This window comes from Gehongia tenuis (genome assembly GCF_014384795.1).
GTDB lineage: Bacteria > Bacillota > Clostridia > Christensenellales > NSJ-53 > Gehongia > Gehongia tenuis.
Genome location: NZ_JACRSR010000001.1, coordinates 278,074 through 291,412, shown reverse-complemented (window position 1 = coordinate 291,412; position 13,339 = coordinate 278,074). Strand labels below are relative to the sequence as shown.

The window sequence follows — 13,339 nt, the reverse complement described above, 5'->3', positions numbered from 1 at the left end:
CTGTTGCCTCCTTCAATTCTATAAGAGATGGATGCCCGCCTTTTCGCAGGCCGTTCGGGTCTCGTCGTCCCAGATGGATGCCTGCACCTCGCCGATGTGGGCCTTGCCGAGCAGCAGCATGGACAATCGGGACTGGCCGATGCCGCCGCCCATGGTGAGGGGCAGCCTGCCCTCAAGGAGCATGCGGTGGAAGGGCAGTTTCCGCCGCTCGTCGCAGCCGGCCTCCGTCAGCTGTTCGTCAAGGGACTTCGGGTCCACCCGGATGCCCATGGAGGACACCTCGAAGGCCCGGCCCAGCACCTCGCTCCAAAAGACGATGTCGCCGTTCAGCTTCCAATCGTCGTAGTCCGGCGCCCGGCCGTCGTGCCGCCCGCCCGACTTCAGCCGGCCGCCGATCTCCATGATGAAGGCGGTCCCCCGTTCTTTGAGGTAGGCGTCCTCCCGCTCCTTCGGGGTTTTGTCCGGGTACCGGTCCTCCAGCTCCTGGGTGGTCACGAAGCTGACCTTGCGGGAGAGGGTGCCGGTGAGCCCGGGATAGCGCTTCTCCAGTTGGACGGCCGTGTGGCACACGGCGTCCACGATGGCCTGCACCGTTTCCTTCAAATAGGCCCGGGTGCGGGTCTCGGGGGTGATCACCTTCTCCCAGTCCCACTGGTCCACGTAGACGGAGTGGAGGTTATCCAGCTCCTCGTCCCTGCGGATGGCGTTCATGTCGGTATAAAGTCCCTCGCCCGGCTGAAAGCCGTACTGGTAAAGGGCCATCCGCTTCCACTTGGCCAGGGAGTGCACCACCTGGGCCTCCCTGCCGGCGGCCGGGATATCGAAGGATACCGGCCGCTCCACCCCGTTCAGGTCGTCGTTGAGCCCGGTCGCCGGGTCCACAAAAAGGGGCGCCGAGACGCGCTTCAGATTGAGGGCCGCTGCGAGGGCATCCTCAAAGGTGCGCTTCAAAAAGCCGATGGCGGTCTGCGTGTCGTACAGGTCCAGTTTGGACCTGTAGCCTTCCGGTATCCAGGTTTGGGTCATGTTCGCTCATCCTTTCCAGCTTAAAATGAGAAAAGGCGCCGTGGGTCATTTCCCACAGCGCCATTGCTGTTGATGGGGCCAGTATAGCGCCGGATTTTTCCCTTGTCAAATGATTTTTGAAAATTTTTTTGCAGGAAACAAATTTGTGCATCGTCAAATTGGACGGGCTTTTTCGCCCAAATCTTCATAAAATAAAGTTTTTTGCAGGATCATCCTAATTTTCCTTCTTTTTTGGTTGACAGCACCTTCTTTTTGCAGTAGACTTGGAGCCGTGATGAACAAAGGCGTTCATTCCCGGGCCCCCCTTTTTTGAGGAAAGAAGGGCCGGGGAATGGGCGCCTTTTTTGATGGGAGGAATCGGTATGCTGCGTGAAGGGGAGTTTCGCAATCCGTCGGGCTGCGCCATCTCGGGGATCTTCGCCCGGGACGGGGAAAGGCTGTCCGGCGGGACGATCGCCGAGTCCATCGCGGTAATGCACGAGCGGTCCAACGGCCTTGGCGGCGGATTCGCCGGGTACGGCATCTATCCCGAGTATCCGGACGAATACGCCCTGCACATCTTCTATGACACCCCCGCGGCCAGGGAGACCTGCGAGAGGTTCCTGGAACGGCACTTTGACATCGTGAACCTGTCCAAGATCCCCACCCGCAAGGTGAAGTCCATCACCGGCGAACCGCTGATCTGGCGCTACTTCTGCCGGCCCCTCGCCGTGAAGCTCGCCGAGAGCCAGCTCGATGAAGGGGAATTCACCATGCGCTCGGTGATGCGGGTGAACAGCGAAATTTCCGGCGCCTACGTGTTCTCCAGCGGCAGGAACATGGGCGTTTTCAAGGCGGTGGGCTATCCCGAGGACGTGGCCGAATTCTACCGGCTGGAGGAATACCGGGGCTACGGCTGGACCGCCCACGGCCGCTATCCCACCAACACGCCGGGCTGGTGGGGCGGTTCCCACCCCTTCGCCCTTTTGGAATACTCCGTCGTCCATAACGGCGAGATCTCCTCCTACGACGCCAACCGGCGGACCATCGAGATGTACGGCTACCGTTGCACGCTCAAGACGGACACCGAGGTGATCACCTGCATCTTCGACTACCTTCACCGAAGGCTGGGGATGACCCTTACGGAGATCGCGGAGATCATCGCGGCGCCCTTCTGGTCCGCCATCGAGGACCGGGACGCGGCGGAGCGGGCCCGCCTGACCTATCTTCGCACCGCCTTCTCCGGGCTTAACATCACCGGCCCCTTCTCCATCCTGGCGGGCTTTGACGGCGGGATGATGGCGCTCAATGACCGGCTGAAGCTCCGCTCCATGGTGGTGGCGGAGAAGAACGAGCGGGTGTACATGGCCAGCGAGGAGGCGGCCATCCGGGCCGTCTGCCCGGACGCGGAAAACATCCATGCCCCGGCGGGCGGCGAGCCCGTCATCCTGCGGCTGAAGGGGGAAAAAGATCATGCTTAACATGCTGCAGCCCGAATACGAGGTGGTCCGGGACAAGGACCGCTGCACCCGCTGCCGGATCTGTGAGCGGCAGTGCGCGAACGGGGTCCACCGCATGGACGAGGCGGGGGGCGTGATGCTCTCCGATTCCACGAAATGCGTGTGCTGCCACCGCTGCGTGTGCCTTTGCCCCGCCGGCGCCCTCAAGATCGTGAAGACGGACCACACCTTCCGGGAGAGCGGAAGCTGGAAGGGCCAAACTATCTCGGAGATCTACCGCCAGGCCGAATCCGGCGGCGTGCTGCTCTCCTCCATGGGCAGTCCCAAGGAGTACCCCAGCTACTTTGACCGCATCCTGATCAACGCCTCCCAGGTGACCAACCCCTCCATCGATCCCCTCCGGGAGCCCATGGAGACCCGGGTGAGCCTGGGCAAAAAGCCCCAAACCCTGCGGCGGGACCGGTCGGGCAGGCTGGTGCCCAGCCTCCCGCCCCAGCTCCGGCTCTCCGTGCCCATCCTCTTTTCCGCCATGTCCTACGGCTCCATCTCCTACAACGCCCACGCCGCGCTGGCCCAGGCGGCGGAGCGTCTCGGGACCTACTACAACACCGGCGAGGGCGGGCTGCACGAGGACTTCTATAAATATGGGAAGAACACCATCGTGCAGGTGGCCTCCGGCCGGTTCGGCGTCCATCCCGGGTATCTTCGGGCGGGCGCGGCCATCGAGATCAAGATCGGCCAGGGCGCCAAGCCGGGCATCGGCGGGCACCTGCCCGGCGGGAAGATCGTGGGCGACGTGTCCCGCACCCGCATGATCCCCGAAGGCTCGGACGCCATCTCCCCGGCTCCCCACCACGATATCTACTCCATCGAGGATCTCCGCCAGCTGGTCTATTCCTTGAAGGAGGCCACCGCCTACGAGAAGCCGGTGATCGTGAAGATCGCGGCGGTGCACAACGTGGCCGCCATCGCCTCGGGCGTCGCGAGAAGCGGCGCGGACATCATCGCCCTCGACGGCTTTCGGGGCGGCACCGGCGCGGCGCCCACCCGCATTCGGGACAACGTGGGCATCCCCATCGAACTGGCCCTCGCGGCGGTGGACCAGCGGCTCCGGGACGAGGGCATCCGGGACGAGGTGTCCATCATCGCCGGCGGGTCCATCCGCTCCGCCGCCGATGTGGTCAAAGCCATTGCCCTCGGGGCCGACGGGGTGTATATCGCAACGGCGGCCCTCCTCGCCCTCGGGTGCCACCTGTGCCGCTCCTGCCAGCAGGGCAGATGCAACTGGGGCATCGCCACCCAGCGCCCGGAACTGGCGCGGCGCCTCGATCCGGCGCTGGGCCAGCAGCGCCTGGTGAACCTCGTCACCGCCTGGACCCACGAAATCGAGGAGATGATGGGCGGCATGGGTATCAACGCTATCGAGGCTCTTCGGGGCAACCGGCTGATGCTCCGGGGCATCGGCATGACCAGCCGGGAGCTGGCCATCCTCGGGATCAAGCACGCCGGGGAATGATTCACAAAAAAACGGGAGGTGTCCGCCATGAAAATCGACGGGAATGGGATGCACTTTCAGGCATTGAATGATAAAATAAGAACAAGTCCGGACCGGGATATCGAGGTCGTCCATCTCCTGGGCCAGCGCTACATCGCAAGCGGGCTTTCCGGGAAAAATCTCACCCTTCGGGGCACGCCGGGCAACGCCCTGGGCAGCTACCTTGACGGGGGCGCCATCGAGGTGTTCGGCAACGCCCAGGACGGGCTGGGTGACACCATGAACGACGGCGAGATCATCGTCCACGGCCGCTGCGGCGACGCCGCCGGCTACGCCATGCGGGGCGGCCGCATCCTGATCGAAGGCGACGTGGGCTACCGGGCGGGCATCCATATGAAGGCTTATCGGGACAAGGTCCCGGTGCTGGTGGTGGGCGGCCGGGCCGGGAGCTTCCTTGGCGAATACCAGGCCGGCGGCCTCATCCTCGTGCTGGGCCTTGGCTCTTCGGAGCCGCCGGTGGGCGATTTCTGCGCCAGCGGCATGCACGGCGGGGCGATCTGCCTTCGCACCAAAACCCTGCCAAAGCTCCCCGCCCAGGTGAACGTTCACCTGGCCACGGCGGAGGACATGGCAAAAATCCAGCCCCACCTCGCCGCCTATGAAAAGGCCTTCGCCGTGAGCCCTTCCGCGCTTTCCGGCGAATACTTCGTCCTCACCCCCAGCACCGCGAATCCCTACCGTCAGCTCTACACCCTGAACTGACCCCCCAACCGTTCCATCCAAGGAGGATTTTTATGAAAACCACCGCTTCGGAAGTCATCGCCTTTGTCCGGGAGAACGACGTGAAGTTCATCCGTCTCGCCTTCTGCGACATCTTCGGCACCCAAAAGAACATCTCCATCATGCCCTCGGAGCTGGAGCGGGCCCTGGAGGGCGGCGTCAGCTTCGACGCCGCGGCCATCCGGGGTTTTCGGAGCGACACGTCGGACCTCATGCTGAAACCGGATCCCGGCACCCTGTCCGTGCTGCCCTGGCGGCCGTCCCAGGGGCGGGTGATCCGGTTTTTTTGTAACGTGATAACTCCGAAGGGCGGCCCCTTCACCGGCGACACCCGTGCGCTCCTGTCCCGGGAGGTGGAGCGCGCCCAGCGGATGGGTCTCACCTGCCGGATCGGCCCGGAATGCGAGTTCTACCTGTTCCGCCTGGACGAGGATGGCGATCCCACGCTGATCCCCCACGACCGGGGCGGTTACGCCGATGTGGCGCCGAAGGACCGGGGCGAGAACGTGCGGCGGGAGATCTGCCTCACCCTGGAGGAAATGGGCATCGCGCCGGAGGCCTCCCATCACGAGCAGGGCCCCGGCCAAAACGAGATCGATTTTCGCTACAGCGGCGCTCTCACCGCCGCCGACAACCTCATCACCCTGAGAACGGTGGTGAAGAACATCGCCGCCCGAAACGGCCTTTACGCCTCCTTCATGCCCAAGCCCCTTCCCGATGTCAGCGGTTCCGGCCTGCATGTGAACCTGTCGCTGGCCAAGAACGGCCTCAATATCTTCCGGAACGGCCCCTTCGAGCATTCGAAGGACGCGGAGAGCTTCATCGCCGGCGTTCTTGCCCGTGCCCGGGAGACGGCTGCCTTCCTCAATCCCCTGACCAACTCCTACCGAAGGCTGGGGATTTTGGAGGCGCCCAGCCACGTGGCCTGGGCTCATGGGATGCGGGACGAACTCATCCGCATCCCGGCGGCGGAGGGTGAATACGCGAGGATGGAGCTAAGAAGCCCGGACCCCGCCATGAATCCCTACCTCGGCTTCGCCCTCATTCTGCGGGCGGGCCTTGACGGCATCGAGGCGGGCCTGCCTCTTCCCGCGCCGGCAAGCGGCGAGGAATATCTTCCAAAGACTCTGGGCGAAGCTCTCACCATCGCCGAGGAAAGCGCTTTCGTTAAGTCTGCGATTCCCCCGGACGTGCTGGCCGAATACCTCGCGGCAAAGCGGCGGGAGGCGGAGCACATTCTCGCCGCCGATCCCGAGGCGGCGGAGCGGGCGCTCTACTTCGAGGAGATCTGACCGGACCCGTATATTTATGGAAAGGAGGGGGAGCATGGACCGGGTTTTGGTGGTGTCCGGCACGGAAAAGGGACACCGGTTCTTTGCCGAGCTCATGGCCGCCCACGGCGACTACCGGCTCCGCGGGGCGGGCAGCGGCGCCGAGGCCCGGCGCATACTGGCCGAGGACAGCTTCGACCAGGTGATCGTGAACGCCCCCCTCCCCGACGAATTCGGTCACGACCTGGCTCTCCGGGCGGCGGAAGCCACCGCCGCCGGGGTGATCCTGGTGGTGAGAGGCGAGCTGGCCGACGAGGTGGCCGCCCGGGTGGAGGATTTCGGCGTGTTCGTGATCGCCAAGCCCATCAGCCGCGCCCTGTTCTATCAGGCGCTGCGGCTGACCCAGGCGGCCCACAAGCGGGTGATGGGCCTGCGTACGGAGAACGAAAAGCTGCAGGTGAAGATCGAGGAGATTCGGCTGGTGGACCGGGCCAAATGCGTGCTCATTCAGGTGCTGGGATTCACCGAATCGGAAGCCCATCACTACATCGAGAAGCAGGCCATGGATCTTCGGCTCCCCCGGCGGGAGATCGCCGAGCGGATCCTCAGGACCTACGAAAGCTGACAGGAGGTAACCTTCATTGAAACCATTCAGCAAGCTCCGGGAGGAATGCGGGGTCTTTGGCGCGGCCCTGAGAAGCGGCGAGGCCGCGGGCCTCACCTACAACGCCCTGCTGGCCCTGCAGCACCGGGGGCAGGAGGGCGCCGGCATCGCCGTGGCCCGGGAGGGCGCCGTCTTCTGCCGCAAGGAGGTGGGCCTGGTCTCGGAGGTCTTTGACGGGCGCGCCCTGGAATCGCTGGGCCGGGCCGGGCTGGCCATCGGCCATGTGCGCTATTCCACCACCGGCCAGAACATCTGCGAGAACACCCAGCCCATGGTCATCGAATATCTCCGCGGCCGCATCGCCACCGCCCACAACGGCAACATCGTCAACGCTCTGGAGCTGAAGCGGAAGCTCACGGAGCACGGATGCGTGTTCGTGGGCACCGGCGATACCGAGGTCATTGCCACCCTCATCGCCTATGAGGCGCTCCGGGCCGCTGCGCCCTCCCCGGACCCGGGGACCGCCCCGGCCGACCCGGCCCCCTCTGCCCTCTCCGCCCCGGCCGCCCCCGACTCCGCTGTGGAAGCGGCGGTGGTGCGGGCGGCAAAGCAGCTCGTGGGCGCCTTCTCTCTGGTGGTGCTCACGCCGGACAAAGTGATCGCCCTCAGGGACGGCACCGGCTTTCGGCCCCTTTGCCTGGGCAGGAGCGCCGAGGGATACGCCGTGGCCTCCGAGAGCTGCGCCCTCGACAGCGCCGGGTTCACCTTCGTTCGGGATATCCGGCCCGGCGAGATGGTGGTCATCACCCCGGAGGGCGTGACGAGCCGGCAGGTGCTTCCCGCGGCCCGGCAGGGCTTCTGCGTGTTTGAATACGTCTATTTCGCCCGGACCGACTCTGTGCTGGACGGTCAAAGCGTCTACCAGGCCCGCTACGAGATGGGCCGGATGCTGGCCGCCGAGCATCCGGCAAACGCCGAGGTGGTGTGCGGCGTGCCGGACAGCGGCCTGGAGGCGGCGGCGGGCTACGCCGCGGAGAGCGGCCTGCCTCTGGTATCCGGCTTCGTGAAGAACCGCTACATCGGCCGAAGCTTCATCTTCCCCTCCCAGGCCCAGCGTGAGGCGGCGGTTCGGCTCAAGCTCAACCCGCTGTCCTTCAACGTCGCAGGCAAGCGGGTGGTGCTGGTGGACGATTCCATCGTGCGGGGCACCACCTCCCGCAAAATCATCGCCAGCATCCGGGCCGCCGGCGCGAAGGAGGTCCATATGCGCATCTCCTCGCCGCCCTTCCGCCACGCCTGCCACTTCGGCACCGATATCGACGACGAGAAGGCGCTCATCGCCAACAACATGACCATCGAGGAGGTGGCCCGTCACATCGGCGCCGATTCCCTGGGCTACATCTCCCCCGCCGGGCTCAAGACGGCCTGCGTCCACGGGAGCCTGCCCCTTTGCATGGGCTGTTTCACCGGCGAATATCCCCTGTTTGTGGGGCGCCACACCAAAACTCAGCTTGAAACGAGGTGACGGCATGACAAAAGGCTATCTGGTCCTGGAAAACGGCCAGGTTTTTGAAGGCGTCCGCCAGGGCGCGCTGGACGACGTGACCGGCGAGGTGGTGTTCACCACCGGCATGACCGGTTATCTGGAGACCCTCACCGATCCCAGCTACTACGGCCAGATCGTGGTGCAGACCTTCCCCCTCATCGGCAACTACGGGGTGATCCCGGAGGATTTTGAAAGCGAACGGCCCAGGCTGTCCGGCTACGTGGTGCGGGATCTGTGCGCCGTCCCCTCCAACTTCCGCAGCGAGGGAGCTCTCAGCGGCTGCCTGAAGGAGATGGGCGTGCCGGTTCTGACCGGCGTGGACACCCGCGAGATCACCCGGGCCATCCGGGAGGCGGGCGTGATGAACGGGCGCATCATGGGCGAGGGCGACTTCCGCGCCCACCGCAGGGCCATCGCCGCCTACCGGGTGGAGCGGGCCATCGAATCGGTCACGGCAAAGCAGCCCTTCACCGAAGCGCCGGAGCGCCCGATTCTCACCGTGGTGCTGTGGGATTTCGGCGCCAAGGCCAACATCCGCCGGGAGCTCATCAGGCGCGGCTGCCGGGTCATCACCGTGCCCGCCCACACCTCCGCCATCGAGATCCTGGCCCAGCACCCGGACGGCGTCATGCTCACCAACGGCCCCGGCGATCCGGCGGACAATCCGGGGATCATCCGGGAGCTGAAGCGGCTCACCCGTTCCAAGGTCCCCATCTTCGGCATCTGCATGGGCCACCAGCTGCTCGCCCTCTCCCAGGGCGCGAAAACGGAAAAGCTGAAGTACGGCCACCGCGGCGCCAATCAGCCCGCCAAGAATACGTCAACAGGTCGGGTCTACATCACCAGCCAGAACCATGGCTATGCCGTGGTCCCGGACAGCATTCCCGAGAACGCATATATGAGTTATGTAAATGCCAACGACGGCACCTGCGAGGGCATCGACTACGAGGACATGCCCGCCTTCTCGGTGCAGTTCCATCCGGAAGCGTCGGCGGGCCCCATGGATACATCGTTTCTGTTCGACCGGTTTATCGACCTGATGGGAGGGAAATGACATGCCGAGAAACCCCAGGATTCAAAAGGTGCTCCTCATCGGCTCCGGTCCCATCGTGATCGGCCAGGCGGCGGAGTTCGACTATGCCGGGACCCAGGCCCTCAGCGTGCTTCGGGACGAGGGTCTCGAGGTGGTGCTCATCAACTCCAACCCCGCCACCATCATGACCGACGGCGCCATGGCGGACAAGATCTATATCGAGCCGCTGACCCTCGAGACGGTAAAGCGCATCATCGAGCTTGAGAAGCCGGATTCCCTTCTGTCCACCCTGGGCGGGCAGACGGCGCTCACCCTTTCCATGCAGCTGGCCAGGGAGGGCTTCCTTGAAAAGCACGGCGTGACCCTCCTCGGCGCGGACCCGGAGACCATCGACCGGGCGGAGGACCGGCAGCGCTTCAAGGACACCATGACGGAGATCGGCCAGCCGGTCATTCCCTCGAAGGTGGTGGAGACGGTGGAGGACGCTCTCCTTTATGCGGAGGAGATCGGCTATCCCGTGATCGTGCGGCCCGCCTTCACCCTGGGCGGTTCCGGCGGCGGCATCGCCGGCAGTCCGGCTTCCCTTGAAGAAACGGCCATGAACGGCCTGCGCCAGTCCCCCATCACCCAGGTCCTCATCGAGAAATGCATCTCCGGCTGGAAGGAGATCGAGTTCGAGGTCATGCGGGATAGCCGGGGCAACGTGATCACCGTGTGTTCCATGGAGAACTTCGATCCGGTGGGCGTGCACACCGGCGATTCCATCGTCATCGCCCCGGCGGTCACCCTCTCGGACAAGGAATACCAGATGCTGCGCACGGCGGCCCTTCAGATCATCACCGCCATGGGCATCGAGGGCGGCTGCAACTGCCAGTTCGCCCTCCGCCCGGACAGCTTTGAATACGCGGTGATCGAGGTGAATCCCAGGGTTTCCCGCTCCTCGGCCCTCGCCTCCAAGGCCACCGGCTATCCCATCGCCAAGGTGGCCACCCGCATCGCTCTCGGCTACACCCTGGACGAGATCCCAAACGCCGTCACCGGCAGGACCTGCGCCTGCTTCGAGCCGGCCCTGGACTACGTGGTGGTGAAGCTCCCCAAATGGCCCTTCGACAAATTCGTCTACGCCAGACGGGAGCTGGGCACCCAGATGAAGGCCACCGGCGAGGTCATGGCCATCGCGCCCTCCTTCGAGGAGGCGCTGATGAAGGCGGTGCGGGGCGCGGAGATCTCCCTCGATTCCCTGAGCCTGCCCGCCCTTCACGGGCTGTCCGATCTCGAGATTGAAACGCGCCTCCACGAGGCCACCGATGAGCGGCTGTTCGTGGTGTACGAGGCCGTCAAAAGGGGCGTGCCCCGTTCGGAGATCCATCGGATCACGAAAATTGACCCATGGTTCCTGGCAAAGCTGGAAAATCTCGCGGCCATGGAAAAACGCTTGGCCGCGCTGAGGGAGGCGGCTGAAGCCCCGGTCCCCGGCTCCGAAGCCCCCGCCCCCGGGCCCGCCCTTGACGGGGGCGTCTATCTCGCCGCCAAGAAGCTGGGCTTCCCGGACAGCGTGATCGAGCGGCTGACCGGCCATGCCCTCGCCGCGCCGGGGCGGCCCTTCCGCCGGCCCCCCGTCTACAAGATGGTGGACACCTGCGCGGCGGAGTTCGCCGCCGAGACCCCCTACTTCTACGGCACCTGCGGCGAGGTGAACGAGGCGGCCGAATACCTTGAAGCCCATCATGCCTCCAAAAAACGGATCATCGTCTTTGGGTCCGGGCCCATCCGCATCGGCCAGGGCATCGAGTTCGACTACGCCTCGGTGCACTGCGTCTGGACCTTGAAGAAGGCGGGCTATGAGGTCGTCATCGTCAACAACAACCCGGAGACGGTGTCCACCGATTTTGACACCGCCGACCGGCTGTACTTCGAACCCCTCACCCCCGAGGACGTGTGGGGCGTGATCGAGACGGAAAAGCCCTACGGCGTGGTGGTGGCCTTCGGCGGTCAGACGGCCATCAAGCTGACCCGCTTTTTGGACGAGCAGGGCGTAAACATCCTTGGCACCCCGCCGGACAGCATCGACGCCGCCGAGGACCGGGAACGGTTCGACGGGCTGCTGGAACAGCTCCGCATGGAGCGGCCGGAGGGCGCCGCGGTGATGAACCTTGCGGAGGCCCTTCGGGCGGCGAACGAACTTGGCTATCCGGTGCTCATGCGCCCCTCCTACGTCCTCGGCGGCCAGAACATGATCGTGGCCTACTCGGACGAGGACATCGAGGAGTACATGGACATCATCCTGATGCACGGCATCGAAAACCCGGTGCTCATCGACAAATACCTCATGGGCACCGAGATCGAGGTGGACGCCATCTGCGACGGCACGGACATCCTCATCCCCGGGATCATGGAGCACATCGAGCGGGCGGGCGTCCATTCCGGCGATTCCATCGCGGTGTACCCCGCCTGGAACCTCAACGGCGAGATCACCGAGCGCATCGTGGATTCCTCGAGGAAGCTGGCCCTCGGGCTCCGCACCCGGGGCCTCATCAACATCCAGTACGTGATCCACGGCGGGGAGATCTACGTGATCGAAGTGAATCCCCGCTCCTCCAGAACCATCCCCTACATCAGCAAGGTGACCGGCGTGCCCATGGTGGATCTGGCCACCCGGTGCATGCTGGGGGAAAAGCTTCGGGACATGGGCTACGGCACGGGACTGTACCCGTCGGTGCCCTACGTGGCGGTGAAGGTGCCCATCTTCTCCTTTGAGAAGCTGATCGATGTGGACACCCACCTCGGCCCGGAGATGAAATCCACCGGCGAGGTCCTCGGCATCGGCAAGACGCTGGACGAGGCCCTGTACAAGGGGCTGCTGGCCGCCGGGTACAACATGGAAAAATCCGGCGCCATCCTCATCACCGTGCGGGACCGGGACAAGAACGAGATCGTGGACGTGGCGAGAAAATATGTGTCCCTGGGCTTTCAGCTCTACGCCACCCGGGGCACGGCAAAGGCCCTGGGCGAGGCGGGCATCCGCGCCGAGGTGGTGGAGAAGATCCACGAGGCGGAGAGGAACACCATGACCCTCATTGAAAGCGGCAAGGTGAGCTACATCATCTCCACCTCCTCCCGGGGCCGGCTGCCCAGCCGGGATTCGGTGAAGATCCGGCGCAAGGCGGTGGAGCGGGCCATTCCCTGCCTCACCTCCATCGACACGGCGGACGCCCTTGCCAACTGCCTGATGAGCCGCTACACCCCCTACAGCACCGAGCTGGTGGACCTCAACCACATGCGCCGGCAAAAGACGAAGCTTGCCTTCACCAAGATGCAGGGCTGCGGCAATGACTACATCTATTTCGACTGCATGGACCAGGAGGTCTTCGGGCCCGAATCCCTGTCCGTGTCCCTGTCCGGCCGGCATTTCGGGATCGGCGGCGACGGCGTGGTGCTCATCTGCCCCTCCATGGCGGCGGACGCCAGGATGCGCATGTTCAACCTGGACGGCAGCGAGGGCGAGATGTGCGGCAACGCCATCCGCTGCGTGGGCAAGTACCTGTACGACAACGGCCTTGTCAAATCCGAGGAGATCACCATCGAGACCCTGGCCGGCATCAAGAAGCTCCGGCTCTACGTTCGGGGCGGGCAGGTGGTCTCCGCCCGGGTGAACATGGGCAGAGCGGAGCTTGCTCCGGCGAAGATCCCCGTGGCCCTTGACGGCGAGAACGTGATTAAGCGAAGGGTTTCGGTGGCCGGCGGCGAATATGATATCACCTGCGTATCCATGGGCAACCCCCACGCGGTGGTGTTCATGGACCACCTGAACGCCCTTGATATCGAGAAGCTGGGTCCAAAATTCGAGAACGACCCCCTCTTCCCCGAGCGGGTGAACACCGAATTTGTCACCGTCATGGACGAGAACACCCTCAAGATGCGGGTGTGGGAGCGGGGCAGCGGCGAGACCTGGGCCTGCGGCACCGGCGCTTCTGCGGCGGCGGTGGCGGCGGTGCTCGCCGGCTACTGCAAGCGGGGCAGCAAGATCACCGTCCGCCTGAAGGGCGGCGACCTCGTCATCGAATACATGGACGATGGCACCGTGTACATGACCGGCAACTGCGTCAAGGTCTACGAGGGCACCATCGAGATTTAAAGGAGGAAGA

9 protein-coding genes are annotated in these 13,339 nt (G+C 64.6%); 8 read left to right on the top strand and 1 reads right to left on the bottom strand.

The window, feature by feature from the left end; genetic code table 11:
• Positions 1 to 18: 18 nt before the first annotated feature.
• On the bottom strand, positions 19 to 1,026 hold the full coding sequence (gene asnA, locus H8696_RS01360) for an aspartate--ammonia ligase (protein ID WP_249314469.1): 1,008 nt from the start codon (positions 1,024 to 1,026) through the stop codon (positions 19 to 21).
• A gap of 362 nt (positions 1,027 to 1,388) precedes the next feature.
• On the opposite strand from asnA, the gene H8696_RS01355 reads away from it, so the two are divergent.
• From H8696_RS01355 to carB, 8 genes are read left to right on the top strand one after another with little or no spacing between them, the layout of a single operon-like run.
• On the top strand, positions 1,389 to 2,486 hold the full coding sequence (locus tag H8696_RS01355; RefSeq protein WP_249314468.1) for a class II glutamine amidotransferase: 1,098 nt from the start codon (positions 1,389 to 1,391) through the stop codon (positions 2,484 to 2,486).
• Positions 2,479 to 3,981 carry a glutamate synthase-related protein gene (locus tag H8696_RS01350; protein ID WP_283244838.1) on the top strand — a complete coding sequence of 501 codons (1,503 nt, stop codon included), beginning with the start codon at positions 2,479 to 2,481 and terminating at the stop codon, positions 3,979 to 3,981. Before H8696_RS01355 ends, H8696_RS01350 begins: the two co-directional genes overlap by 8 nt.
• Before the next feature lie 27 nt (positions 3,982 to 4,008).
• The gene (locus tag H8696_RS01345; protein ID WP_249314467.1) at positions 4,009 to 4,722 is read left to right on the top strand and encodes a GltB/FmdC/FwdC-like GXGXG domain-containing protein; all 714 of its coding nucleotides are present in this window, start codon (positions 4,009 to 4,011) and stop codon (positions 4,720 to 4,722) included.
• Between the two features lie 32 nt (positions 4,723 to 4,754).
• Entirely contained in the window at positions 4,755 to 6,032 is a 1,278-nt protein-coding gene (locus H8696_RS01340; protein WP_249314466.1) for a glutamine synthetase family protein, read from the top strand.
• Between the two features lie 34 nt (positions 6,033 to 6,066).
• A complete protein-coding gene (locus H8696_RS01335; protein WP_249314465.1) occupies positions 6,067 to 6,636 on the top strand; it encodes an ANTAR domain-containing response regulator in 570 nt (189 codons plus the stop codon).
• A 16-nt stretch (positions 6,637 to 6,652) separates the two neighbouring features.
• Positions 6,653 to 8,140 carry an amidophosphoribosyltransferase gene (purF, locus tag H8696_RS01330; RefSeq protein ID WP_249314464.1) on the top strand — a complete coding sequence of 496 codons (1,488 nt, stop codon included), beginning with the start codon at positions 6,653 to 6,655 and terminating at the stop codon, positions 8,138 to 8,140.
• A 4-nt stretch (positions 8,141 to 8,144) separates the two neighbouring features.
• Positions 8,145 to 9,215: a carbamoyl phosphate synthase small subunit gene (locus H8696_RS01325; RefSeq protein WP_249314463.1), complete on the top strand. Its 1,071-nt coding sequence runs from the start codon at positions 8,145 to 8,147 to the stop codon at positions 9,213 to 9,215.
• Position 9,216: 1 nt separating this feature from the next.
• A complete protein-coding gene (gene carB / locus H8696_RS01320; RefSeq protein ID WP_249314462.1) occupies positions 9,217 to 13,329 on the top strand; it encodes a carbamoyl-phosphate synthase large subunit in 4,113 nt (1,370 codons plus the stop codon).
• Positions 13,330 to 13,339 lie beyond the last annotated feature (10 nt).

Coding starts and splice junctions, on each gene's coding strand:
- asnA (WP_249314469.1), bottom strand. CDS start 1,026: ATGACCCAAACCTGGATACCGGAAGGCTACAGGTCCAAACTGGACCTG.
- H8696_RS01355 (WP_249314468.1), top strand. CDS start 1,389: ATGCTGCGTGAAGGGGAGTTTCGCAATCCGTCGGGCTGCGCCATCTCG.
- H8696_RS01350 (WP_283244838.1), top strand. CDS start 2,479: ATGCTTAACATGCTGCAGCCCGAATACGAGGTGGTCCGGGACAAGGAC.
- H8696_RS01345 (WP_249314467.1), top strand. CDS start 4,009: ATGAAAATCGACGGGAATGGGATGCACTTTCAGGCATTGAATGATAAA.
- H8696_RS01340 (WP_249314466.1), top strand. CDS start 4,755: ATGAAAACCACCGCTTCGGAAGTCATCGCCTTTGTCCGGGAGAACGAC.
- H8696_RS01335 (WP_249314465.1), top strand. CDS start 6,067: ATGGACCGGGTTTTGGTGGTGTCCGGCACGGAAAAGGGACACCGGTTC.
- H8696_RS01325 (WP_249314463.1), top strand. CDS start 8,145: ATGACAAAAGGCTATCTGGTCCTGGAAAACGGCCAGGTTTTTGAAGGC.
- carB (WP_249314462.1), top strand. CDS start 9,217: ATGCCGAGAAACCCCAGGATTCAAAAGGTGCTCCTCATCGGCTCCGGT.